The organism is Actinomadura sp. 6K520, assembly GCF_004349245.1.
GTDB lineage: Bacteria > Actinomycetota > Actinomycetes > Streptosporangiales > Streptosporangiaceae > Spirillospora.
The window spans coordinates 1-22,965 of sequence record NZ_SMLC01000065.1; the positions used below are offsets into that span (position 1 = coordinate 1).

Annotated in this window: 27 protein-coding genes; 13 read left to right on the forward strand and 14 right to left on the reverse strand. The window is 71.0% G+C overall.

The genetic code is table 11. The features are described from left to right. The 4 genes from E1289_RS18590 to E1289_RS18605 all read right to left on the reverse strand — a co-directional run. Nucleotides 1-815: SAV_2336 N-terminal domain-related protein (locus E1289_RS18590; RefSeq protein ID WP_279487355.1), on the reverse strand; the 815-nt coding region annotated here is incomplete at its 3' end. Continuing rightward, on the reverse strand, nucleotides 805-1,569 hold the full coding sequence (locus E1289_RS18595; RefSeq protein ID WP_243712932.1) for a MoxR family ATPase: 765 nt from the start codon (nucleotides 1,567-1,569) through the stop codon (nucleotides 805-807). The genes E1289_RS18595 and E1289_RS18590, both read right to left, overlap by 11 nt. Nucleotides 1,570-1,829: 260 nt before the next feature. Further along, nucleotides 1,830-3,491 carry a trypsin-like peptidase domain-containing protein gene (locus E1289_RS18600; RefSeq protein WP_131981816.1) on the reverse strand — a complete coding sequence of 554 codons (1,662 nt, stop codon included), beginning with the start codon at nucleotides 3,489-3,491 and terminating at the stop codon, nucleotides 1,830-1,832. Nucleotides 3,492-3,498: 7 nt separating this feature from the next. After that, nucleotides 3,499-3,837, reverse strand: a complete 339-nt coding sequence (locus E1289_RS18605) for a CU044_2847 family protein (protein WP_131981818.1) — start codon at nucleotides 3,835-3,837, stop codon at nucleotides 3,499-3,501. An 83-nt stretch (nucleotides 3,838-3,920) separates the two neighbouring features. On the opposite strand from E1289_RS18605, the gene E1289_RS18610 reads away from it, so the two are divergent. After that, complete coding sequence (locus E1289_RS18610; RefSeq protein WP_131981820.1) at nucleotides 3,921-4,265, forward strand: MmcQ/YjbR family DNA-binding protein; 345 nt, start codon at nucleotides 3,921-3,923, stop codon at nucleotides 4,263-4,265. A gap of 7 nt (nucleotides 4,266-4,272) precedes the next feature. Here E1289_RS18610 and E1289_RS18615 read toward each other — a convergent pair whose 3' ends face one another. From E1289_RS18615 to E1289_RS18625, 3 genes are all read right to left on the reverse strand, one after another. After that, entirely contained in the window at nucleotides 4,273-5,658 is a 1,386-nt protein-coding gene (locus E1289_RS18615; RefSeq protein ID WP_131981822.1) for a hypothetical protein, read from the reverse strand. A gap of 260 nt (nucleotides 5,659-5,918) precedes the next feature. Next, nucleotides 5,919-6,266 (reverse strand): DUF397 domain-containing protein, encoded by a 348-nt coding sequence (locus tag E1289_RS40330; RefSeq protein ID WP_131981824.1) that lies wholly within the window; start codon nucleotides 6,264-6,266, stop codon nucleotides 5,919-5,921. After that, on the reverse strand, nucleotides 6,257-7,039 hold the full coding sequence (locus tag E1289_RS18625) for a helix-turn-helix transcriptional regulator (protein ID WP_165970532.1): 783 nt from the start codon (nucleotides 7,037-7,039) through the stop codon (nucleotides 6,257-6,259). The genes E1289_RS40330 and E1289_RS18625 overlap by 10 nt, the downstream gene beginning before the upstream one ends. A gap of 131 nt (nucleotides 7,040-7,170) precedes the next feature. Here E1289_RS18625 and E1289_RS18630 point away from each other — a divergent pair, with 131 nt between their 5' ends. Next, the gene (locus E1289_RS18630) at nucleotides 7,171-7,551 is read left to right on the forward strand and encodes an ATP-binding protein (RefSeq protein ID WP_131981828.1); all 381 of its coding nucleotides are present in this window, start codon (nucleotides 7,171-7,173) and stop codon (nucleotides 7,549-7,551) included. A 217-nt stretch (nucleotides 7,552-7,768) separates the two neighbouring features. On the opposite strand, the gene E1289_RS18635 is transcribed toward E1289_RS18630, so the two are convergent. From E1289_RS18635 to E1289_RS18645, 3 genes are read right to left on the reverse strand one after another with little or no spacing between them, the layout of a single operon-like run. Further along, complete coding sequence (locus E1289_RS18635; protein WP_131981830.1) at nucleotides 7,769-9,517, reverse strand: serine/threonine-protein kinase; 1,749 nt, start codon at nucleotides 9,515-9,517, stop codon at nucleotides 7,769-7,771. Then, nucleotides 9,514-10,275, reverse strand: a complete 762-nt coding sequence (locus tag E1289_RS18640; RefSeq protein ID WP_131981832.1) for a hypothetical protein — start codon at nucleotides 10,273-10,275, stop codon at nucleotides 9,514-9,516. Before E1289_RS18640 ends, E1289_RS18635 begins: the two co-directional genes overlap by 4 nt. A gap of 23 nt (nucleotides 10,276-10,298) precedes the next feature. Beyond that, the gene (locus E1289_RS18645) at nucleotides 10,299-10,889 is read right to left on the reverse strand and encodes a hypothetical protein (RefSeq protein ID WP_131981834.1); all 591 of its coding nucleotides are present in this window, start codon (nucleotides 10,887-10,889) and stop codon (nucleotides 10,299-10,301) included. Between the two features lie 156 nt (nucleotides 10,890-11,045). Between E1289_RS18645 and E1289_RS18650 the strand changes: the two genes are divergently transcribed. Then, on the forward strand, nucleotides 11,046-11,984 hold the full coding sequence (locus tag E1289_RS18650) for a zinc-binding dehydrogenase (protein WP_131981836.1): 939 nt from the start codon (nucleotides 11,046-11,048) through the stop codon (nucleotides 11,982-11,984). Here the strand turns inward: E1289_RS18650 and E1289_RS18655 are convergent. From E1289_RS18655 to E1289_RS18665, 3 genes are all read right to left on the reverse strand, one after another. Next, nucleotides 11,981-13,069: an alpha/beta fold hydrolase gene (locus tag E1289_RS18655; protein WP_131981838.1), complete on the reverse strand. Its 1,089-nt coding sequence runs from the start codon at nucleotides 13,067-13,069 to the stop codon at nucleotides 11,981-11,983. The two genes, E1289_RS18650 and E1289_RS18655, sit on opposite strands and share 4 nt — an antisense overlap. Before the next feature lie 237 nt (nucleotides 13,070-13,306). Next, nucleotides 13,307-13,969 carry a hypothetical protein gene (locus E1289_RS18660; protein WP_131981840.1) on the reverse strand — a complete coding sequence of 221 codons (663 nt, stop codon included), beginning with the start codon at nucleotides 13,967-13,969 and terminating at the stop codon, nucleotides 13,307-13,309. Between the two features lie 42 nt (nucleotides 13,970-14,011). Further along, nucleotides 14,012-14,818, reverse strand: coding sequence for a class I SAM-dependent methyltransferase (locus tag E1289_RS18665; protein WP_243712935.1), 807 nt, complete (start codon nucleotides 14,816-14,818; stop codon nucleotides 14,012-14,014). 45 nt (nucleotides 14,819-14,863) lie between these two features. Here E1289_RS18665 and E1289_RS18670 point away from each other — a divergent pair, with 45 nt between their 5' ends. The 3 genes from E1289_RS18670 (at nucleotide 14,864) to E1289_RS18680 (ending at nucleotide 17,173) form a co-directional block, all read left to right on the forward strand. Continuing rightward, nucleotides 14,864-15,205: a hypothetical protein gene (locus E1289_RS18670; protein WP_131981844.1), complete on the forward strand. Its 342-nt coding sequence runs from the start codon at nucleotides 14,864-14,866 to the stop codon at nucleotides 15,203-15,205. 58 nt (nucleotides 15,206-15,263) lie between these two features. After that, nucleotides 15,264-16,136, forward strand: coding sequence for a crotonase/enoyl-CoA hydratase family protein (locus E1289_RS18675; RefSeq protein WP_131981846.1), 873 nt, complete (start codon nucleotides 15,264-15,266; stop codon nucleotides 16,134-16,136). Nucleotides 16,137-16,336: 200 nt separating this feature from the next. Next, complete coding sequence (locus E1289_RS18680; protein ID WP_243712937.1) at nucleotides 16,337-17,173, forward strand: polysaccharide deacetylase family protein; 837 nt, start codon at nucleotides 16,337-16,339, stop codon at nucleotides 17,171-17,173. A 15-nt stretch (nucleotides 17,174-17,188) separates the two neighbouring features. On the opposite strand, the gene E1289_RS18685 is transcribed toward E1289_RS18680, so the two are convergent. Then, nucleotides 17,189-17,440 (reverse strand): hypothetical protein, encoded by a 252-nt coding sequence (locus E1289_RS18685; RefSeq protein ID WP_131981848.1) that lies wholly within the window; start codon nucleotides 17,438-17,440, stop codon nucleotides 17,189-17,191. Nucleotides 17,441-17,551: 111 nt separating this feature from the next. Here E1289_RS18685 and fdxA point away from each other — a divergent pair, with 111 nt between their 5' ends. The 7 genes from fdxA to E1289_RS18720 all read left to right on the forward strand — a co-directional run bounded on the left by fdxA (nucleotide 17,552) and on the right by E1289_RS18720 (nucleotide 22,957). Further along, the gene (fdxA, locus tag E1289_RS18690; protein WP_131981850.1) at nucleotides 17,552-17,878 is read left to right on the forward strand and encodes a ferredoxin; all 327 of its coding nucleotides are present in this window, start codon (nucleotides 17,552-17,554) and stop codon (nucleotides 17,876-17,878) included. Between the two features lie 154 nt (nucleotides 17,879-18,032). After that, nucleotides 18,033-19,118, forward strand: coding sequence for a succinyldiaminopimelate transaminase (gene dapC, locus E1289_RS18695; RefSeq protein ID WP_131981852.1), 1,086 nt, complete (start codon nucleotides 18,033-18,035; stop codon nucleotides 19,116-19,118). Between the two features lie 177 nt (nucleotides 19,119-19,295). Further along, nucleotides 19,296-19,913: a DUF4178 domain-containing protein gene (locus tag E1289_RS18700; protein ID WP_243712939.1), complete on the forward strand. Its 618-nt coding sequence runs from the start codon at nucleotides 19,296-19,298 to the stop codon at nucleotides 19,911-19,913. Between the two features lie 2 nt (nucleotides 19,914-19,915). Further along, nucleotides 19,916-20,422 (forward strand): DUF2617 family protein, encoded by a 507-nt coding sequence (locus E1289_RS18705; protein ID WP_131981856.1) that lies wholly within the window; start codon nucleotides 19,916-19,918, stop codon nucleotides 20,420-20,422. Continuing rightward, nucleotides 20,419-20,853 carry a DUF4247 domain-containing protein gene (locus tag E1289_RS18710; protein WP_243712941.1) on the forward strand — a complete coding sequence of 145 codons (435 nt, stop codon included), beginning with the start codon at nucleotides 20,419-20,421 and terminating at the stop codon, nucleotides 20,851-20,853. The genes E1289_RS18705 and E1289_RS18710 overlap by 4 nt, the downstream gene beginning before the upstream one ends. A 10-nt stretch (nucleotides 20,854-20,863) precedes the next feature. Continuing rightward, nucleotides 20,864-21,304, forward strand: a complete 441-nt coding sequence (locus tag E1289_RS18715) for a DUF350 domain-containing protein (protein WP_131981858.1) — start codon at nucleotides 20,864-20,866, stop codon at nucleotides 21,302-21,304. A 45-nt stretch (nucleotides 21,305-21,349) separates the two neighbouring features. Then, nucleotides 21,350-22,957 (forward strand): polyamine aminopropyltransferase, encoded by a 1,608-nt coding sequence (locus E1289_RS18720; RefSeq protein ID WP_131981860.1) that lies wholly within the window; start codon nucleotides 21,350-21,352, stop codon nucleotides 22,955-22,957. Nucleotides 22,958-22,965: the final 8 nt, after the last annotated feature.

Sequence of the window (22,965 nt, forward strand, 5' to 3'; positions counted from 1 at the left end):
GGGGCCGCGGTGCGGCGCCAGAGGTGCTCGGGGAGGGGCTGCAGGATCGCGGTCGGCCCGGCCCGCGCCCAGCGCCGGACGGCCTGCGCGGCGCGGCCGTCCCACCAGTGCGGGCCGGAGCAGTCGCTGAGTACGAGCACGGCCCGGCGGCCCGACGCGTCCAGGAGCGTCCCGGGGTCCTGCGATGGCGCGCCCGGGGCCGAGGTGACGCGGCCCGTGGCGCCGAGGTAGCTGACGTGGAGGTCCTGGAAGGCGCCCTGCCGGAGCAGTGTCTCGGCCAGTTCGCGGGCGAGGGGGCGCCAGAGCCGCATGGTCGGTCCGGTGTCGACGACCAGGGTGAGGCTGAGCCAGCGTTCCGGGGACGGGACGAGGACGGGCGTCCACAGGCGGGTGTCCGCGATGCGCGCGGCGGTCGCGTCCTCGTCCACCTCGGTGCGTTGCCTGGACGGGACGCGGCGTTTCAGCGGCCGCAGCGCCCGCTGCACGCCGAGCGGGTCCGCCAGCATCGGCGCGGTCGGGACGAGGACCTCGGCCGCTGCACCGCCCGCTTCGGGGACGGGGGAGGACCCGGGAGGGGGATGGAGCGCGGTCAGCGGCACCGGAGGCACCGGCACCGGCGCGTCCGAACGCGGAGTCTTGAACCCCGGAGGGCCGGGCGGCGCCGAAACCGGCCGCTGCGGACGCACCGCGGCGGATGGGACGGTCTCCTCCGGGCCCGAGATGTGGCAGGCGAGCCACAGCATCTCGCTCAGTTCCCGCGCGTCCGGCGGCGGCCCCACCGCCCCCAGAACGTCGCGGAACCGGTCAATCGTCATCGATGGGCCCGGACAGGTACGGCATGATGCGGTCGGCGAGGCTCCGGCGGTCCTCGGCGTCGGCGTGCCGGCACAGGTAGACGGCGTTGAGGAGCTGGTCGGTGGCGAGCGTCCCGGCCGCGGAGCGTTCGAAGAAGCGGCGGACGAGGTCGTCGCTCTGGTCGGCGAGCGGCCCGAGGTGCTCGCGGACGATCGCCGACAGCTCCGCCTCACCCGCGGGCTGCCGCAGCTCGACGGTGACGCAGCGCCGCAGGAACGCGGGCGGGAACTCCCGCTCGCCGTTGCTGGTCATCACGACCAGGGGGAACGCGTTGCAGCGGACGGTCCCGGCGGTGACGGTGACCCGGGCGCCCGGCCAGTCGAGCGGAGCTCGTCCTCCGGATGGCGGTGGGTGGGGGCTGGCGGACGGTCCGTCCGCGGTCATGACCTCGGCGGACGGGTCGGCGCGCCGGGTCAGTTCCGCGATCTCGTACTCGCCCTTCTCGAAGATGGTCAGCAGGTCGTTGGGCAGGTCGATGTCGCTCTTGTCGATCTCGTCGATGAGCAGGACGCGGGGACGGCCGTAGGGGAGCAGCGCGGTGCCGAGGGGGCCGAGCCGGATGTAGCGGCCGATGTCCTCCTCCGAGGGGGCGTCCTCTCGTCCGGCCGCGTAGAGGCGGGTCAGCGGGTCGTACTGGTAGAGACCGTCGCGCAGGGTGGTCCGGCTGGTGATGGGCCAGTGCAGGACGGGCCCGAGCCCGAGTTCGTGGGCCACCGCATAAGCAGGGTCGACTTCCCCGTACCGGGCGGACCTGTCACCAGCAGCGGGCGACGCAGGTACAGGGCGGCGTTGACCTGCTGCACGGCGTCGTCCGACGGCCGGTACGTCGTCGCCTGGTGCTCGTTGCCCGAACCACCCTTCGGGGTACGCAGCACGGGCTCACCGTCGAACGCGCGCCAAGGCGGGGGTGGAGGCAGCCGGTCGATGCCGTCGTGCGGGTGACGACTCCCGGTGTAGAGCAGCCAGTCGGGCACCTATACCTCCATGGCGAGCGGGGGATCGGGCAGCCGGGACGGATCGTCCCACAGGAGCGTCAGGTCATGCCCGCAGTGCGGCTCGTCCTTGGGAACGAGGAGCGCCGCCTTGCGTAGGGCCAGCGCGACCTGGGGAAGCTCGTCCGGGTGCTTGTCGCCCACGGCCGCGGTGAGTTCGTCGAGGACGCGGTGCCCGCGGCAGTCCCGGTGGGACGGGGCGTCGCAGGGGGTCCGCGTCCACAGCATGACGGGGATGCCGTTGTTGAGCGCCGCCGTCAGCCAGTTCTTCACCGGGCGCGACCCGTACACCAGGACGCAGAAGTCGACGTGGGCCTCCAGCCAGTCCTGGAAGTCGCTGCCCTTGCGCGGCGCGTCGCACGCGATCGGGCGGGGGTCGCTGCGCCCGCGCTCGGCCAGCAGCCGCCAGCGGTGGTGGGCCTGGTCGCGCCGGATCGAGTCGGGCCGCAGCCGCTCCACGTCCCGCACGACCACCGGGTACTTGCGCATCTGGATCTTGTTTCGGGGGTCGAGGTACCACTGCTCGAACGGCTTGCCGAGCCAGCTCTCCGGCACCGCGAACTCGATCATCCACTCGCGGCCGAACAGCGCCGGCGCGAGCCCCGCCACACCGGCCTCGACGGTCGGCCGGACCTGCCGCTCGGCGACGCGCTCGGTCCGGCGGGACGGCCCTTCCGCGCCGTCGATCCAGGTGTGCACGGTGACGTCGAAGGCGTTGTCGAACGTCACCCGCTCCAGCCGCACGATCACCGACGCGGGCCCGGAGCGCGCCGCGCCGGCGGGCGCGGCACCCGGCAGGTGCCGCACCGACCACGCCGCGAACCGCCGCGGCTCCGGCAGGTGCCCCGCGACCGCCGCGAGGTACCGGACGAGCTTCTCCTCCGGCCAGCCCTCCGCCACGTACCGGACCGAACCCCACGCGGACCGGAACCCGCCGAGCGCCCGCCGCCCGACGACACGTTCGAGGTCGGCGGCGAGCGGGTCGGTGAACCGGACGCCGTCCAGCAGCTCCCGCAGCTCGCGCCGCGCCTCGGCCGTCAGCCACCGCAGCGGCAGCAGGTCGTCCAGCGCCTCCCAGTGCCGCCGGATGCTGCCCATCGGAAGCATCCACCCCAGATCGGCCCGGTCGCCGCGAAGCTCGGCGTTCGTCACCATGCCGATGACCTCGCCGGTCGCCGTGTCGTACACCGGCGACCCGCTGTACCCCTCTTCCAGCGCGTCGGAGCCCTTCGTCCGGAGCTCCCACCACTCCTGTTCGCGTCCCCACCGCGGGCTGGTCGTCACCGTCGCGTGCCGCTCACCGCCGTCGAGCCGCCGCGGGAACCCCCAGACGCCGAACTCGCCCTCCGCCGCCCTGACCCGCACATCCTCCGGCGCGGCGAGCCGCGCGGGGGGCAGCGGCACGGCCTCGTCCAGTTCGAGGACGGCGACGTCACCGGTGTCACCCGCCCGCTGCCAGTCACCGCGATGGACGACCGTGGCCGGCAGATCCTCCAGGAGCCCGGGGAAGCCGACGAGTGCCTCGTCCATGCCGTGGACGGTGTGCGCGCAGGTCAGCAGCCGGGTGTCGGTGACGAGGAACGCGGCGCCGAGCCTGCCGCCCGCCGGATGGCCGACCCAGGCGCGCCACTGCCAGTCGTCCACGGTGCGGCTACGCTCCCTCCGGCTCCTGGGGCAGCGGGCGGCCCCAGGTCATCTTGACCTTGAGGTGCCCCTCGACGGAGGTCTTGGCGATGACGGCCCCGGCCGCCGCGTTGAGCTTGACGCCGAACTCCAGCTCGACCGCGTCCGGGTTCAGCTTCCCGCCGCGCAGCGACGCGAGCGCCGCCTCCGCCGCGTCCCGGACGTTCTGGAACGCGTCCTCGAACCTGCCCGACGCGTCATGGATCATCTCGCCCGCGCGGGACACCGACTGGAACCCCGGTTCCCGGTCGTCGGTCTCCACGATGACGGTTCCGTGCTCCGTCTCCCAGCGCACCAGTTCGTTCAAGACCGCCCCCTTCGCCACGAAAACCTATCAAGATCACGCCATTCGGGATGTTCACTGGGGGATACGCGACCACAGGAGGACACATGATCACGGTCGAGCAGGTCCGGTCTCTCACGCGGACGCTGCCGCGTACGTCCGAGCACCTCATCAGGGACCAGGTGAAATTCCGCGTCGGCTCCATCGTCTACGTCGCGTTCTCCCGGGACGAGACCGTGATGGGCTTCGCGTTCCCCAAGGAGGAGCGCGCCGCGCTGATCGAATCGGAGCCCACGAAATTTCACCTGCCGCGCGAATCCGACATGCGGTTCAACTGGGTGCACGCCTGGACGGCCGCGCTCGACGAGCCCGATATGCGGGAACTGGTGATGGACGCGTGGCGGATGGTCGTCCCGAAGAAGGTCGCCGCCGCTCGCCTGGGCGCGCCCTGACACCGGCTCACGCGCGGGCGGGCTCGGGTTCCCTCTCGTCCGCCGCCTTCCGCTTCGGCACGGGATCGCCCGGGAGGCGGCGCCCCCACGCCATCGCCGCCGCGAAGCATGCGAACGGCATGGCGGGCAGGATGTAGCGGTAGTCGAAGTCCACGGTGACCGGCGGAATGGCCAGCAGCGTCACGGCCGACACCCAGAACAGCGCGGTCCGCGCCCGCGCACGCCTCCACACGATCCCCGCCGCACCCACGAGGAGCACGATCCCGAGCACCGTGCCGGGCACCCGCACCCGCTCCTGGTAGGTGCGCATGTATTCCGCGTACGGCTCCACGATGTGCAGGGGCGCGGGGCCGTGCACGTACTCGTCCACCACGGAGCGCCGGTCACCGGCCCCCAGCACGGGCAGGTCGGGGTTCCGCGCCGTGGGTTTCGTCGGGAAGTGGTACCGGGCCTCGGTGCCGATCGTGGGGTACTGGCTCCGGTTCCAGGAGAACGTCCGGACGAAGAAGTCGTACGCCACGACCTGCACATAGTCACCCGGCTGGTTCCGGATGGCCCACAACGCGAACCGCTGCGCGTCCTGGTTGGTCTGCTCGTCGAACGCCTCACCGTTCGTCCACCCGAGCGGCGAGTCCTCGTGCCAGATCTGGTGGGACGACGCGAGCCGCTCGCCCTTCTCCCCGTGCGGACAGAGCCGCGCGATGTCCGGCGGCGGCGTGAACGCCTCGCAGTCGGCGAACGCCGCCGTGCGCCCCCACAGGAACACGCCGTCCGTGCCGCTCATGGCAAACCGCCCGTGCTCCTGCTGGTACCACGTCGCGTAAGCCCCGACAGGCAGAAAGAAGGCAAGGGAGAGGGCCACATAAACAGGCCACCGCGTCCGCCGAACCAGCAGATACAGCACGACGATCAGGAACAGCGGCGCACCCACCGTCCGAGTGACGGCCGCGAACCCGAGCAGCAACCCCACCATCGCCGCCCGCCGCCACCCGGTGGCACCGGGCTTTGCTACCACCAGCATGGCCCCGAACACCAGAACGGTGAACAAGGTGTCGGACAACAACAGATGCTCAAGCTCGATCTGGAACGAATCCAGCAACAGCGGCACCACCGCCAGTGCCGCCCACCCTCGCCGCACATCGAAGTCACGGACGAGCATTCGGTAACCGACAACCGCCAGACCGACGATCGCCACATGATGCAACGCCGTAACCAGCGCAACACTGTGAAACGGCTTCAGCACCCACAGAAAAAGCCCGTAACCGGACGGCCTCAGCGGATGCGGAAACGGATCATTGGCGATCGCGAGGTAGTCATAGCTGTCGTTGAACCACAACGTCCCCCGGAACGCGCGCACCGCCCCGACCCGGAGCACGACCCCCGCGACCAGCACTCCCGCGAACACCCAGTGCCGCCGCACCAGGGCCCCGACCTTCGAAAGCCGGCCGACCAGGGGGGAGAGCACACGAGAACCTAACTGTGGACGAACGGGGAAACCGGCGGCGAACCAACCGCGTCACACCGGCCCAGGGCCCCGTGGGCAGATCACTCCACCCGCCTACCCAGAACCCCGGATCCTACCAGCGCCCCGATCACCCTCCCGGCACTCCCACATCCCGCCCAGCCGCGGACGGGCTGACGCCGGGCACGCGCTCAGCCCTCCAGCACATCCCCTTCGTAGCCACGGTCCCACCCACGGCGGGCGTCGCGGTAGGCGCGGTCCTCGCCCGCCATCTCGGCCGCCCATATCTCGTACTCGACGGCTTTCATCGGCTCGGCGACGGCCCTTCGTCCAGCGCGGGGCCGTGCGCCAGGGAGTATCGGTCCGCGCTGCTTGAGGTCGGCCAGGAGTGCGCGGAAGGTGGTCGGGGTGAGGTGGAGTCGCGGCCCGTCCGGGTTTTTCGAGTCCCGCACGCCAACCCCCTCCGCGAGCGATGCCAGTTCCACGCAGTTTCCACCAAGATTGTCGCTGTGGCTAGACCTTTTCCAGCTCAACTCCATCGTTCTTCCATGACCTTTCGAATGAGAATCCGGGATTCTGCCACCGAATGAGCGTGGCCCTGGAGGGTGGCAAATGCCTTGCTTGCATAGAGCGTATCGGCCGGATCGCTCGATGTGTGCCCCCCGTTCAGCGTCGCCAGGTACACGATCTGATCGCCGTTCTCCTGGGTGGCTATCGTGAACGGAGCATGGACACCGGGGTAGTAGGCAACGGGTGCGATCTGGAGCTTGACGTGCTCCAGCATCGACATGGCCAGGAGATGCTCGCATTGGCTTCGCATCACCTCAGGTCCTCCAACGGGCCGGTATAGAACGCTTTCATCCAACACCACGCACAGTGTGGGCGGGTCGTCACCGCTGAGGATTGACTGTCGGCGCATGCGTGCAGCCACTGCGTCGTCGTCCTTCAGGAGCGCCCGAGCGTAGTCCTCGTTCTGTAGAAGGCCGTAGACGAGGGTGTTCTCGAACGCCCGGAGGAAAGCGGCCGAAGCCTCCGCCTCGGGAAAGTCGGCGAAGAACCTTGGGTAGGCGCTCGATTTGACGACGTCGTCCCAGCCGTCGGCGAGAGTGGTGTTGGTGCCGAGTGCCTTGTCCAGCCGTACAGCGAAGTCCCTCCTGCAGCGGGTCGTCCCATTCTCGACCTGAGCGATGTAGCTACGGCTAACTGCAGCACGTTTGGCCAGGTCAAGTCGCGACAAGCCCGCCTCAGTGCGAAGTCGGGTCACTTCTTGACCGAAGGTGATCGTCTGGCGTGTCGGCTTGCGTGCAGCCACTGGCGCACCTCCCTGAAATCGGCTCACACCGCCTGCCACCGGCATGCGTGTGTCGACGTTGTTCCGTGGCCAAGTTACGCCTTGGAGTGGATTCTGTGCGGGGAGTCACGAAAGTTCGGAGGTGATCGTTCATGGAAGGCCCCGCGGAGATCGTCGTCCCGGTTCAGGCCGAGTCGATCAAGGTCGCAAGAGACTGGGTGGGGGAGGTGCTCGCGCGGCTTGGGCAGGACGCTTATGTGGCGAAGGTCGTCGTCTCAGAACTCGTGACGAACGTCCTGCGGCACACGGAGAGCACTGCCGCGACCGTTCGCGTCATCCAGGCTGACGAGGGAACGGTCATCGAGGTCTTCGACTCCTGCGATGTGCTGCCGGTCGCGGAGCCGGCAGACCTGCTGAGCGAGGGCGGACGCGGGCTGGCGATGATGGGCGCACTCGTCAAGGAGTGGGGCGCGCAGCCACTCGGGGGCGGCGGCAAAGCGGTGTGGGCGCTGCTGCCGGACGGCACGGCGTGAGCGAGGCCGATGCACTGGCCCGGTTGCGGGAGCGGTTTCCCGCGTGGGCCGTGTCGGCAGATCGCGGCATGTGGCGAGCCTCCGGGCCACGCCTCATCTGGGCGACTTCACCAGAAGAACTGGAAGCGGCGATAAATGGCGAGGCCCCGTTCAACGCCGACCTGACAGGCCGCAGGGTGCGCGTCCGGGCACGTCGCGGTGTCCGGTGATCGCTCCGTCAGTCCTCCAGGACCTCGATGACCGGGGCGGACCCTTCGTTGACCGTTCCCATCGCCTCTTGCGAGACGCCCTCGCGCTTGCCGGTGATCTGCATCGGCGCGAAGGTCGACACCAGGTAGGTCCCCGGCGTCAGCACGTCCGGGCCCGGCACCCGGAGCGTGAATGTCTGGGTCCACTTGCTCTGGAATGCGCAATCCGCTGCTACGTAAGGCTGCGATTCATCGGTCTTCTTGCTCTCCGCCTGGACGAATACGGCTCCCGGGCCCGTTGGAAGCTCCTTGGGCTTTGCCGGGGGAACACGGTAGAACGCCAGGAACGCCTTGTCGGAGTCATCGGACGGGGCGTCGCTCTCGTACCAGCCGAACCCGTACTGGTTCACCACGTCGTCTCGCTTGGCGTCCTCCCCGAAGCACTGGCGTCGGCCGCCTGGCAGATACTTCGCACCGGCCGGCGTACGGGCTCGGAACTGCTCTACCAGCCGCAGGTTCGTCCCCGGCTTCACTCTGGCCGGAGTGACGGTCATGAGCAGATCCATGTACGGCGTATCGGACGCGGGCATGTGCGGCTGCCCGGTCAGGGCTCCGGGCCGGGTGAAGTAGGCGTGGATCCCACCGCGGCTTTCTCCGCCGACGCCCGGTCCCGAAGGCCATAGAACCCATGCGGCGATCACGGCGCCGACTCCGGCCGCACCGATCCCCGCGGCCCCCTTCGTCCCGCCGACCTTCGCCAGAAACCCCTTTGTTGCCGTCGTGCCGGTCTTCCCCAGGAAGTCCGCCGTCGCGGCGCCCTGGGCATAGCCGACCGCGCCGGACCCGATGGTTCCCGCGGCCGTGGCGGACGCCCCGGGAGCGAGCAGCGCGCCCCCGAGCATCGCGAGAGGGATGGCGGTCGCCACGGTTGCGGCGATCGCGCCGAGTGCGAGGAGGCCGCGTCGTTCCCAGTCGGGTCCGTATGTGCGGACGGCGATGGTCTCAAGTTCGTTCACGAATTGGTGGGCGTCCCAGATTCGGTCGGCCGGGCTCTTGGCCATGCCTCGTTCGACCAGCGGACGCAGCACCTCGGGTACTCGGTCAAGAGGTGGCGGCGCATTGGTGTGGTCCGCCTTCAACGCGTCAAGAGTCGTCCCTCGGAAGGGCTTCTCGCCGCTGATGCATTCCACGAAGACGCAGGTGGCGGCGTAGAGGTCGGTGGCGGGTGTGGCGGGGGCGCCTGCCCATTGCTCGGGCGCCATGTAGGCGGGGGTCCCACTGATGTCGCCGCTCCGTCCGGTGAGGACGGCGACTCCGAAGTCGATCAGTTTGCTCTGCCCGTCGTCCTGGACGAGAACGTTCGCGGGCTTGTAGTCGCGGTGGACCACCCCGGCTGCGTGTGCGGCTGCCAGTCCGAGAAGGGAGCCCTTCAACGTGGTCAGCGCTGCCTCTGGCGTTAGCGCCCCCCTGTGTTCGTCCAGTACTTTGCGGAGTGGGCGTCCGGCGACCGCTTCCAGGACGATCGCCGCAGCCCAGGGCGACTCCAGGTAGTCCAATAACCGTGCCACATGCGGGCTGGTCACCCGCTTGAGCATCTGGGCTTCGGCGCGGAACGTGTTCCGTGCCGCCGTGTCGCCCAGCATTCCGGGTGCCAGGTACTTGATCGCGACCGGCCCGCCGCCCGACTCATGCCGCGCCAGCACTACCTCGCCTTGGGCGCCGGTCCCTAACTCCGCCAACTCAATGAACCCGGGCAGCCGATGTTCGCGCGACGTCATTGACCCGTGTTGGTCTGGATCTCGCCCACGACGAGCGGGGTGGGCAGGGACGTGCTCGTCTGGTCGCCGAGGTCACCGCCGGGGGAGTCGCACTCGGCGCCCTCACAGGTCCAGGTGGCGTGCCAGGTGACGGTCGCGGTGATCTGGTACTTCCCGCCGGGTTGCCCGGTGGACGACCGCTTGTAGGTGTAATTGCAATCGTCGCCGTTCTTGCTGCCGGCGTTCTTGCAGACGAGCTGCTTCTCACCGAGGTTCCACGTGACCGACACGGGTTCCGCCGTCGCCTGGACCGTCTGATCGCCCGCACTCACCGGCTCGGTTCGCACGACGTCGAACCCGTCCACCCACAGCGACGTCCGCACGCGCACGTAGGTCTTCCCGTCCGGCGCGGTGTGCACCGTGGGGACGGGGAACCCCCTGGATGCCATGGCCTGTTCCACGAGTTGGGACGTGCTGGGGGCCGCGGGTGCCGGCGGCGGGCCGTCCACGGGGACGGTGCCGATCGCCTCGTCCGCCGTAAGTCCCTCGGGCGGGGGTGGTAGCACCGGTCCGCTGCTTCCTCCGCCCGTCCCCCCACTACCGCCCGACGAGCCGGGCCTGGTGGAGATCGGATTGCAGAACAGGTCGTCTCCCGGAAGCCGGCAGTCATCGGCTCGGGCTGGCAGGGCGGTCAGCGCGGCCAGGGCGGGCGTCACGAGGCTGACCGCGACGATCGTGGCGGTCGTCGTCCGGCGGCGGGTGGGGGGTTGGGGAGACATCGGGTGTCCTTCCCTGCGGGCCGTCAGCATTTCTCGTCCCGGGCGGTGGCGGCGGCCTTCCAGGTGCCGGAGTCGAATTGGAGGGTCGTCCGCTGCACGTAGGCCGCGCCTGGGCCTCCGTCGATGCGTTCGCCGGTCTCGGCGGAGTAGCGGTAGGCGGCGAGTGTGCGTACGCAGTCGATGACGTAGACCTTGGTGCTGTCCTTCGAGCGGGCGTAGACGCGCGGGTTGAACGTGTTGCTGAAGCGCCAGATCTCGCCCTTCGCCTTGGTGGCCTCGACGTCCTCGGTGACCTGGCTGAGGAGGGGGTCCATGGCGACGGCGTTCAGTTCGGACGGGTCGTTCTGCTCGTACGCCTTCTTGTAGGCGGCCTGGTATTCGCGGTAGCGGTCCAGCACCGTCTTGAAGAGTTGCGCCGTGGGGATCGCGGACGGTGCGGCGGCGGTCGGGGACGGGGCCGCGCCGCTCTCGAAGGAGCCGTTGGGGGCCAGTTCGCCGCTGGACGCCGGGTCCGACGAACCGCATCCGGCGGCCGCGCAGACCGCGAGAAGGATGGGCAGCGCGGCGGCGCGAGTCAAGCTCTGCGGGGAGGAACGTACCAACCGGGCGCGCATCGCCATCCCTGAGCGGCAGCCGACAACGGGGCGAGATACGCGCGAAAGCTTACAGAGGTGCGTGTGGCGAGAAAAGAGATTCGTTGCGAACCGGTTGACCTCAACCATGCCTGAGGTTGCAGGCTTCGGATGAGTGACGTGATCGGAGGGGTTCGCATGCGTGCGGTGTGGTTGAAGGAGTTCGGCGGGCCGGAGATGCTCGTGCCCGGGGACGCGCCGGAGCCGGTGCCGGCTGAGGGGGAGGCGCTGATCGAGGTCGAGTTCGCGAACATCACGTTCGTGGAGACGCAGATGCGGGCGGGGGCGTCGCCGTTCCCGATGAAGGACCCGCCGGTCATCCTCGGCAACGGCGTCGGGGGAGTGGTGAAGGCGGTCGGGCCGGGTGCCGACACGGGGTTGGTCGGGCGCCGGGTCGTGAGCGCCACCGGCGGCACCGGTGCCTATGCGGAGCTGGTCGCGGTGGACGCCGCGGGCATGGTCGACGTCCCCGGTGACCTGCCGCTCGACGAGGCCGTGGCGTTGCTGGCCGACGGGCGCACCGCGGTGATGATGCTCCGGGCCGTGGGGCCGAGGCCGGGCGAGCGGGTTCTGGTGGAGGCGGCGGCCGGCGGGGTCGGGACGCTGCTCGTCCAGCTGGCGAAGGCGGCCGGGGCGACGGTCGTGGCGGCGGCCGGCGGTGCCCGCAAGGTGGCGGTGGCGTTGCGGCAGGGCGCGGACGAGGCCGTCGACTACCGGGAACCGGGCTGGACGAACAGGCTCGACGGGGTGGACGTCGTCCTCGACGGCGTCGGCGGTGATGTGGCGCGCGAAGCCTTCACGCTGCTCGGCGCCGGTGGCCGCATGGTCAGTTTCGGCCTGGCGAGCGGTGAGTGGGCGAACATCCCGGAGGACGAGGCGACCAAGCGTGGGGTGGAGCTTGTCCGGCCGACGGCGACGCCGGAGCAACTGCGGGAGTTCACGCGCATGGCGCTCACGGGCAACCTGAAGCCGGTGATCGGGCAGCGGTTCCCCCTCGAACGCGCGGCCGACGCGCACGCGGCGATCGAGTCGCGGGCGACCGTCGGGAAGACGCTCCTGGAGGTCCGGCGTCCCTAGCGCACCTTCTCCAGGAACGTGCCGAGTGCGCGTTCGTAGACGGCGGGGTCGACGTTCCACGACTCGGTGTGGTCGCCCGGCGTGGTGATGTGGGTGACCATGCCGGGCGGCGCCGCCGCGGCGAAGGTGTGGGCGGGGCCGTTGGCGACGGTGGCGTCGTCGGCGGCGGTGAAGAGCAGGACGGGTGTCCGCAGCTCCGGCGCGTACCGGCGGTGGTCGAAGTCGGTCAGGTCGATGCCGATACGCCACTCCAGGACGCGTTTCGCCACACCGATGATGGGTCCGGGCAGGTTGCGGGCGTCGCCTTGCTTGTCGAGGGTGGCGCTCCAGTCGAGCACAGGAGAGTCGAGCACGACCCCACGCACGAACGACGGGTCCCGGCGCAGGGTCGTCATCGCCATCGCCCCGCCCATGGACCAGCCGTACAGGACGACGCCCGTGGCCCCGTGTGCGCGTGCGTAGCCCATGGCTGAGACGACGTCCTCCCATTCGGTGTTGCCGAGATGGTTCTTGCCGTCGCTGGAGGAGGGCGCACCCACATCGTTCCGGTATGCGATCGACATCATCGGCAGACCCGCCTCATGGACGGTGCGCATGACGCGAAACGTCTCCGCCTTGTCGGAGTTCCGTCCATGGACGCCGATGACCCATGTGCTCTTGGGCGTCTTCCCCGGCAGCAGCCACGCGGGCATGGGGCCGACCCTGGACGGATACGTGATGTCCTGAAACGGCAGCCCGAGCGCCTTCTCGGGGTCGCCGTCGTACATCCAGTGGTCGATGGCCGCGGCGGCGCCCTTCGCCAAGGTGCCGTCGACGACGGACGAGACCTCCCGCACGACCCGCCGTTCGTCCCCGCCGACGACGGGTCCGAGCAGGGCGCGCCCGTCCTTCCACACCAGCGCCCAGGTTCCCGCGCGCTCGGTGGTCGCGGTCCGGGGCAGGGTGACCGTGTCGTTCCCCGCGTCCACGATGACCAGCGGGTACTCGGCCGTGCGGTCGACCTCGATGGCGACGCCGGCGAAGTACCAGCCGATTCCGCCAACGACCGTACCCAGCAGCACGGTGAGCGCGGCGGCCGTCGCCATCAGCGCGCGGACACGGCGGCGGGGCCGCCCGGACCGCGGCGGCGCGGGGACGGCAGGGGCAGGCGGCTCTGGTGCGGCAGAGCCCGCTGCGGCGGAATCCGGTGGGGAAGTCGACACGGCATGAGAAGTTAACCCTCCCGGGCGAGCGTCGCGAACGCCCGGGTCACCGCGCAATATGTCGATCCGTGCGGTTAATCTGCCGGAAAGGTGCCATCGGCGCGGTACCGGGGCGGCCGGTCAGGCGCCGCCGATCGCGGAGACGAGCCCGACCGCCAGCAGCATGTCGAGGTGGATGAACGTCTCCAGCTTCGCGCCCGGCGGTATGTCCGCGTCGTAGGCGAGCCGGTCGAGGACGGCGAGCGCGCCGGGGCTGCCGAGGTCGTCGGCCAGCGCGGTCTCCGCCTCCGCGGCGTGCTCGCGGCTCATCGGGCGCCCCGGGGCGTTCGCCCACTCCGCGACGGCGGTGCGCCACCGGTCCAGCCGTTCGGCGGCCTGCGCCACGGTCTCCCCGGAAAGCTTCAGCGGCGCCCGGTACGGGACCTCCAGCATCGCCAGGCGCACGGCCAGCGGGTCCGCCGACGCCCAATCCCCGGTCTCGGGCGGCACGGTCAGGGTGAGCCCGTCCGCGCCGGCGCCGCTGCCGGAGATGTACACGTCGGCGTTCGGAAGCGGCGCGTCGAGCACCTCGAACAGCTCGACGTTGTAGTCCGAGCAGTCAGCGGCCAGGGATGAGGTGCCCGCGACCCGGACGCGCTTCCCGGCGCGTTGCGCGACGCGGCGCAGCAGGTCGGCGACGACCAGGACGCGCCGCCCCTCGCCGTCCAGGATCTGGACGCGCAGGCCGGGGCCGCCGGGCAGCGGCTCGGTCCGCCCGGTGCGATGGTCGTACAACCGGAGCATGCCTCAACCCTAGGACGGGCCGTCCCGTCCCGGGGCGGCGGGTCACAGCTGGGGGTCGGCGGCGAACGGACCGAAGGGCAGCGGGGTGGCGCTGTCGGCCTTGCGGACCGCCGCGAACCGCAGCCGGACATAGTCGGCGACCCACCCGGACTCGCGGCGCAGCGCCGGCGCGGCCAGGTCGTTGACCCGCTTGAGCAGCGGGTCGACGATCTCCGGCGGAACGTCGGCGAGGGCGCGGGCCGCGTAGGCGCGGACCCAGTCGGCGGCGCCGTCGGGCCCCTCGGTCATCCGGGTCGGGCGGTCGGCGTGCTCCAGCAGCCGGAGCGTGAACCCGGCCTCCTCCAGCCTGGCCGCGTACTCGGCGGGCGTTGGGAAGTACCAGGGAAGCTCGGGCTCGCCGAGGCCGAACACGCGCCACGCGGTCTGCATCGCGACGATCAGCTCGGCGCAGTTGCCCGCGCCGCCCAGCTCGCCGACGAACCGCCCGCCGGGACGCAGCGCCGCGTACACGCGCCCGATCACGGCGTCGGGGTCGCGGTTCATCCAGTGCAGCGCCGCGTTCGAGGCCACCGCGTCGAACGACTCCCCGACGGTGAAGTCGTGGGCGTCGCCGACGATGAACGAGAGCCCGGGGTTCGCGGCGGCGGCCTGGGCGACCATCTCGGGGCTGCCGTCGATGCCCAGCACCTCGGCGCCACGCTCTGCGATCTCCGCGCTGAACGTCCCCGTCCCGCACCCGAGATCGATGACCCGTTCGCCGGGCTGCGGATCGAGCAGGTCGACCAGGGGCGCGCCGTGCGCGGAGACGTACCCGAAAGCGGAGTCGTACGTCGTCACGGCCCAATTCACTGTCATAATTTATCGGACAAACACGAGGTAGAGGCGGCGTTTGGGATGGCGGACGTCACGTCCGAGGTGCGGATCATCGGCTCCGAGGGGCCGGGCGGCCTCACGCTGCGCACGTCGGGCCTGTCCGCCGGAGATCTCCCGGAGCTCTGCGTGCCGGGGCTTCCGCCCTATCTGGGCCAGGGCTGGGCGCGCGTCCTCGCCGCCCTGGCGAAGCGTCTGGCGGCGTCCGCCGGGGTCCCCGCGAGCATCACGCTCGGAGCGGACGTTGAGATCAGTCTCACACCCGCGGGTGACGGCGTGCTGGCCCCGGGGCCGCCGCCGGGGCACGACGCCGACGGCTGGCACCGGGACGTCCTGCTGCGCCTGTTCCCGGAGGCCCGCACCTGACCGGCGCCCCTGTTCCTAGAATCGGATTCTGTCGAGCAGGCCGGAGAAGGGATCGCAGGTGCCGTACACAGAGATCGAGTACGAGGTTCGGGACGGGGTCGCGACGGTCACGCTGAACCGGCCGCACAAGATGAACGCGTTCACGTTCACCATGCGCGACGAGCTGCTGGACGCCTTCGACCGGATCGACGCCGACGACGACGTCCGCGCGGTGGTGGTGACCGGTGCGGGTCGCGCGTTCTGCGCGGGCGCCGACCTGAGCGGCGGCGGCGACACCTTCGACAAGGACAAGGCCGAGGCCGTGCTCCCCGGCGAGGTCGACCGGCTGGACGACGGCACCCCGCGCGACGGCGGCGGCATGGTCGCGCTCCGCGTCGCCCGCTGCCTCAAGCCGGTCATCGGCGCGTTCAACGGCGCCGCGGTCGGCGTCGGCGTCACGATGACGCTCCCGATGGACGTCCGGCTCGCCAGCGAGAAGGCCAGGTTCGGGTTCGTGTTCGCGCGGCGCGGCATCGTCACCGAGGCGGCCTCCAGCTGGTTCCTGCCCCGGCTCGTCGGCATCGCCCAGGCCATGGAGTGGGCCGCGACCGGCCGCGTCTTCGACGCGCGGGAGGCGCTGGACGGCCGGCTCGTGTCCCGCGTCCTCCCGCCGGACGAGCTGCTCCCCGCCGCCTACGCGCTGGCCCGGGAGATCGCCGACAACACCTCCGCGGTCTCCGTCGCGACCATCCGCCGCCTCATGTGGGCGGGCCTGTCGGCCCCGTCCCCGTGGGACGCCCACGCCGCCGACTCGCGCCTCATGGCCGCGCTCGGCGGCGGCGCCGACGCGGTGGAGGGCGTCTCCTCCTTCCTGGAGAAGCGCGACGCGGCGTTCCCGATGCGCGTCAGCAAGGACCTCCCGCCCGAGGTCCCGGACTGGCCCGTCCGCTGAGCCCTTCGCCCCACCCCGGTGCGTCTCCGGGGCGGGGCGGTCCTGCATGATGGTCACGAGTGATCATCCGGTCAAGGATGATCTTCACATTACGCACCGTAGTAACCCGTGTGGTCTGTGTGACGAGGGTATGAACCCGCCCGAGGCAACACGTTCGGGGGCTCGTGGTGCGTATCTGGCATGTCCTAATCGTGGGTGGGTTGTTGCTGTCCGTCGCCGCGTGCGCGGGCGGCGAGGAGAGTCGGGCGCGGGCGGCGGGGGGTCTCGGCGCCGTGTCGGGGGAGCCGCGGCATGAGACGCGGCGGCCCTCCCCGAGCCCGCCGCCGAGCCCGCCACCGCCCAGGGACATCGACTGCGACCAGGTCAAGTGCGTCTCCCTGACGTTCGACGACGGGCCCGGAGAGCACACCGGGCGGCTGCTCGACACGCTGAAGGCGGCCGGTGTCCGCGCCACGTTCTTCATGCTGGGCGAGATGGTCCGCGAGCATCCGGACATCGCGCGGCGGATGGTGCTGGAGGGCCACGAGGTCGCCAACCACACCTGGTCGCACCAGAACCTCACCGGGCTGTCGGCCGCGGGCGTCCGGTCGCAGATCGAGCGGACGCAGAAGGCCGTCAAGGACGCGACGGGCGTCGAGCCCACGCTGATGCGGCCGCCATACGGGGCGACCGACGAGCATGTGGGACGAGCCGTGGGGATGCCGCAGATCCTCTGGAGCGTCGACACCCTGGACTGGCGGCACCGCAGCCTCGCCCGTAACACCAAGGTGGGCGTCAACGAGCCGGTCAACGGCGACATCGTCCTGTACCACGACATCCACGAACCGACCGTCGACTCCATACCGAAGGTGGTCGAGGGCCTGAAGGAGCGAGGGTTCACGCTCGTCACGGTGACGGAGATGTTCCAGGGCGAGAAGCTCGAACCGGGAGTGACCTACACCGGACGCGCCGACGAGGCCGCGCAGCTCGCGGGGGACCCGCCACCGTCCGGCTCACCGGCCGGCCCGCCCGAGGCGATCACGACGGAGAGTCGCTAGCAGGCGCCGCGGGGCTCAGGTGCGCGGTCTGCGCCGCGGCGGCGGCTGCGGCGGGACGACCTTGGCCGCGACCATGGTGTTCGAGGGAATCTCGACGAGTTCCCCGTCGCGCCGGCGCACCGTGAGCGTATCCCCGGACCAGGATTCGAGTACGCCGATGACGTCGCTGTACTCTCCCGTTGGCAGACGGCGGCGCAGTGAGATCCGCTGCCCGACGTCCGCGCTGCTGATGGACACCACCAAGCGCGCGACGAAGCGGCCTGACATGGAGGACCCCCGTGTCGAATCGACGGCGCCGTGGTGGCCATACTATTCACAGCGAGCTTGCGGTGAGCCGTGACGTGCGGCGGGGCCGGAAACCCGAGAGGAGTCACTGACGTGACCTACGTCATCGCGCAGCCCTGCGTGGACCTGCTCGACAAGGCATGCATCGAGGAGTGCCCGGTCGACTGCATCTACGAGGGCAAGCGCATGCTCTACATCCACCCGGATGAGTGCGTCGACTGTGGTGCGTGCGAGCCGGTTTGCCCGGTTGAGGCGATCTATTACGAGGACGACACGCCTGACCAGTGGAAGGACTTCTACAAGGCCAACGTGGAGTTCTTCGACGACCTCGGGTCGCCGGGCGGGGCGTCCAAGGTCGGGAAGATCGACAAGGACCACCCGATCGTCGCCGCGCTGCCCCCGCAGAGTCACGACGACTGACGGAGGCCGGCCCGGCGCCGGGAGAGCGTCCCGAGGGGCGCGCTTCCGAGGGGCGCCTGCGTCGATTTCCGGGCCGTGGCCGCCACTTCCGGTGGCGGGCCACGGCCTCGCGGGTCCTGATGTGACCCGTGGTTTCCAGGTATAGGGGTGGGACGTGTTCACGCTGCCGGACTTTCCGTGGGATCGGCTCGCGCCGTACAAGGAGCGGGCCCTCGCCCACCCCGGCGGCATCGCCGACCTGTCGGTCGGGACGCCCGTGGACCCCACCCCCGAGCCGATCCGGGCGGCGCTGGCGGCCGCCGCCGACGCGCCCGGGTATCCGCAGACCTACGGGACGCCGCGGCTGCGCGAGGCGGCGGCGGGCTGGCTGCGGCGCCGCGCCGGCGTGTCGGGCGCCGACCCGGACGCGGTGCTCCCCGTCATCGGCACCAAGGAACTGGTGGCGTGGCTGCCGACCCTGCTCGGCGCGGGCCCCGGCGACCGGGTCGTCTTCCCCGAACTGGCCTACCCGACCTATGACGTGGGCGCCCGGCTGGCCGGGGCGGCGCCCGTCGCGGCGGACGGCCTGCTCTCCCTCGGCCCGGTCCGGCCGAAGATCGTCTGGGTGAACTCGCCGTCGAACCCGACGGGCAAGGTGCTGCCCGCCGAGCATCTGCGCAAGGTCGTCGCGTGGGCGCGGGGCCGCGGCGCGATCGTCGTCAGCGACGAGTGCTACCTGGAGTTCGGCTGGGAGGACGGCCGCCCGCCGGTGTCGGTCCTGCACCCGGACGTGTGCGAGGGGTCCCACGAGGGGCTGCTCGCCGTCAACTCCCTCTCCAAGCGTTCCAACATGGCCGGCTACCGCGCCGGTTTCGTCACGGGCGACCTCGCGCTCGTCAAGCGGCTGCTGGAGGTCCGCAAGCACGCCGGGATGATCGTCCCCGGCCCGGTGCAGGCGGCGATGGCGGTCGCGTTCGACGACGACGCGCACGTGGACGAGCAGCGGGCGCGGTACGCCCGCCGCCGCGCCGCGCTGCGCGCCGCGTTCGAGGGGCACGGCTTCCGCATCGACCATTCCGAGGCGTCGCTGTACCTGTGGGCCACGCGGGACGAGCCGTGCTGGGACACCGTCGCGCATCTGGCGTCCCTCGGCATCCTCGTCGGTCCCGGCGAGTTCTACGGCCCGGCCGGCGCCCGGCACATCCGGATCGCGTTCACCGCCACCGACGAGCGCGTCGCCGCCGCCGTCGCGCGCCTCTGACCGCGACCTGGTCCTTCGCCGGTTCCGACCCGGATGCGGTGCTGTGCCGATTGATCGGTTTCCGCATGAAACCGGCCGTTTGTTTGCTACGTCTGACGCGGTATGGGCACGGAGGGCCGCAGTCGGTAGTATCCGCGGGTCTGTGCCAGGGACGGGAACGAAAAGATGGAGGTGTCCGTGAGCGGAGCGGCGATAGTGATCCTGCTCGTGCTGATCCTGATCGCCTTGATCGTGTTGATCGTCGTCCTGCTCGGGCGCCGCCGGTCACCGGCTTCGCCGCCGGCCGCCCCGGTCCCGCGGGACCCGTTCGCCCCCGGCGACGAGGTCGCGGGAGACCCGCGGACCCTGAAGGCGGGCGACATGGTCGAGTACCTCGGCGTCCGCTACTTCGTGCGGGGGTCGGTGCGGCTGCGCGAGGGCGGCTTCACCTGGAGCGAGCACCTGCTCGACGCCGACACCATCGAGGGCACCAAGGTGTGGATCTCCGTCGAGGAGGACCCGGACCTGGAGGTCGTCTGGTGGACGGAACACGAGATCGGCGACCTGACCCCCAGCGCGCGGACGGTCGTCGTGGACGGCGTGGAGTACCGCCGCGAGGAGCACGGCACCGCCGACTACACCAGCGAGGGCACCACCGGCCTCGGCGTCCAGGGACGCGTCGAGTACGTCGACTACGAGGGCCCGCGCGGGAAGTACCTGTCGTTCGAGCAGTACGGCGGCGGCCGTTGGGAGGCGGGCCTCGGCGAACGTGTGCCGACCGGGTCGATGACCATCTACCCGGGCGGCGGTGCCTGATCTTGCGGGCCACCCTCGACACCCCCTACGCGGACGCCCGCGCCGACGCGCTGTCCTTCGCCCTCGGGCTGCCCCGCCTGGAGGCCCTCGCCGTGCTGCCCGTGGAGCGGGCCGGCCTGACCGTGGAGCTGCGGCTGCTCGGCGCGTCCCACCAGGTCATCGCCGGGCCGCTCAGCGAGACGGTGGCGTGCCTGCCCGGCGACGCCGAGCCGCTGCCGGGACGCGCGACCACCAGCGTCCCCGGCTGGGCCTACGACTTCGCCGCGACGACGGCCACCCACAGTGACGCCACCGCGTTCGCCCGCGCCGTCGAGGCGGTCTGCGCGCGGCTGGCCGACCGCGGTGACGCGCTGACCGGGGACTTCCCCGGCTCACGCCACGCCGTCACCGCCCTCGCCCTGGAGACCCCCGCACCGGACGACATCGGGCTGGGCTGGCGGACGTGGCACGCCTACCCGCAGACCCGGGAGATAGTGATGACGCGGAGCCGGTTGGTGAAACCATCGTGAACAGCAGAAGAAGGATGCTCGGCGGCGTGCTCGCCGCGGTTCTGGTCGTCCCGGCCCTCGGGGCCTGCGGCACCTCGAACCGGGACTGGATCGCCGACAAGTACACCAGGGCCGGGCACGACACGTACCGGTCCCCGAAGGCGCCGCAGGCCGTCGCGTCGGAGATCGGCCGCAAGTTCAAGCCGATCGACCGGGTGGACAGCCTGGCGACCCGGGGCGCGGCGGGCGGGATCTTCCTGCAGTACCCCAAGCTGGTCGTCGGCGTCCTGCCGGACGGGGCGGGCAGCCGCATCACCGTCGACAACCCCCGGCGCGGCTACGACCGCTACCACTCGCACATCGGCGGGGTCTGGCTGCGGCCGGGAAGCAACGGATGGACCTCCGGCGGCGCGGCGTCGTTCCGCGGCGGCGGGCCAGGGTCGGGCAAATGAGGAGCGAGAGATGAACGACGGCATGCTCAACGAGATCGGCGCGACCTTCGCCTACGGCGCGGTCGGCATCGCCCTCATGGCGGTCGGCTACCTGGCGGTGGAGCTGATGACGCCCGGCAAGCTGGGCAAGCAGATCTGGACCGACGGCAACAAGGGCGCCGCGCTGCTGCTCGCGGTGAAGCTGTTCAGCGTCGGCATCATCGTCACCACGGCGATCATCACCAGTGACGACGACCTGGGCGCCGGCCTGATCGACACGGCGGTGTTCGGCGGCATCGGGATCGTGCTGATGGTCATCGCGTTCCTGCTCCTGGACGTGACGACGCCCGGCAAGCTCGGCGGGACGCTCGTGGACGAGGGCGGCGCGGGCACGAAGATCCACCCGGCCGGCTGGGTCGTCGCCGCCGCCGACCTGGGCCTCGCCGCGATCGTCGCCGGGGCGGTCTCCTGACCACCCCGCCGGGAAGGGGGCGATGACGCTGCGGAGAAGCGGCTGATGGCCGAGGACACGGCCGTGCGGGCGGAGCCGGGCGGCGCCGTCGAGGAGGGCCGGGCGGCGCTGGGCATCCCGGCGCGGGTCGCCCGCGCGCTGGTGCTGGCGGCCGTGTTCACCTGCGCCGCCTGCGGGCTGGTGTACGAGCTGGCGCTGGTGGCCCTGGGCAGCTACCTGATGGGCAACTCGGTCACCCAGGCGTCGATCGTGCTGTCGGTCATGGTCTTCGCGATGGGCGTCGGCTCGCTGCTCGCCAAGCCGCTGCGGCGCTGGCCGGTCCCGGCGTTCGCGATCGTGGAGGCCGTGCTGGCGCTGGTCGGCGGGCTGTCGGTGCTGGTGCTGTACGCGGCGTTCGCGTGGCTCAGCCTGTACAACCCGGTCCTGATCGTGGTGGCGTTCCTGGTCGGGGCGCTGATCGGCGCGGAGCTGCCGCTGCTGATGACGCTGCTGCAGCGGATCCGGCGGCAGGAGGCGGGCGCCGCGGTCGCCGACCTGTTCGCCGCCGACTACGTGGGCGCGCTGCTCGGCGGGCTGGCGTTCCCGTTCCTGCTGCTGCCGGTCTTCGGGCACATCAGGGGCGCGCTGCTGGTCGGCGCGGTCAACGTGGTGGCGGGGATCGCGGTGGTGCTGTGGCTGTTCCGGCGGGAGGTCGGCCGCGGCGTCCAGGCAGCGCTCTGGACGACGATGGCGGCGGTGCTGGCCGTCCTCGGCGGGACGTACGCCCTGGCCGACGAGTTCGAGGTCTCGGCCCGGCAGGTGCTGTACCGGGACCCGATCGTGCTGTCCCGGCAGACCCCGTACCAGGAGATCGTCATGACCCGGCAGGTCTCGCTGTCGGGCCGGCCGGACCTGCGGCTGTTCCTGAACGGCGACCTGCAGTTCTCCTCCGTGGACGAGTACCGGTACCACGAGTCGCTCGTCCACCCGATCATGTCGGGCCCGCATGGCCGGGTCCTCGTCCTCGGCGGCGGGGACGGTCTCGCGCTGCGCGAGGTGCTGCGTTACGAGAGCGTCCGGAGCGCGACGCTGGTCGAGCTGGACCCGGAGATGGTGCGCCTGGCCCGCGGCTACCGGCCGCTCGCGTCCCTCAACGACCACGCGTTCGAGGATCCGCGCGCCAGGACCGTCGAAGCGGACGCGTTCACGTGGCTGCGCGGCCTGAACGAGCAGTTCGACACGGTCATCGTGGACATGCCCGATCCCGACGACGTCGCGACCGCCAAGCTGTACTCGGTCGAGTTCTACGGCATGGTGAAGCGGGTGCTCGCGCCCGGTGGCCGGATGGTCGTCCAGTCGGGGTCGCCCTACTTCGCCCCGAAGTCGTTCTGGAGCATCGAGAAGTCGATCGCCGCCGCGGGGCTGGCGACCGTCCCGTACCACGTGGACGTGCCGAGCTTCGGTGACTGGGGGTACGTCCTGGCCGCGCCGACCGAGAAGCCACCGGCGCTCAGGCTCGCGTCCGACGTCCCTGACCTCCGCTTCATGGACGAGGAGCTGCTGCGGGCGTCAACGGTCTTCCCCAAGGACCGCAGGGCCCGGGACGTGGAGACCAACACGCTCGCCCACCCGCACCTGGTCAAGTACCAGGAGCAGGAGTGGAAGGGCGCCTGAGCCGAGCC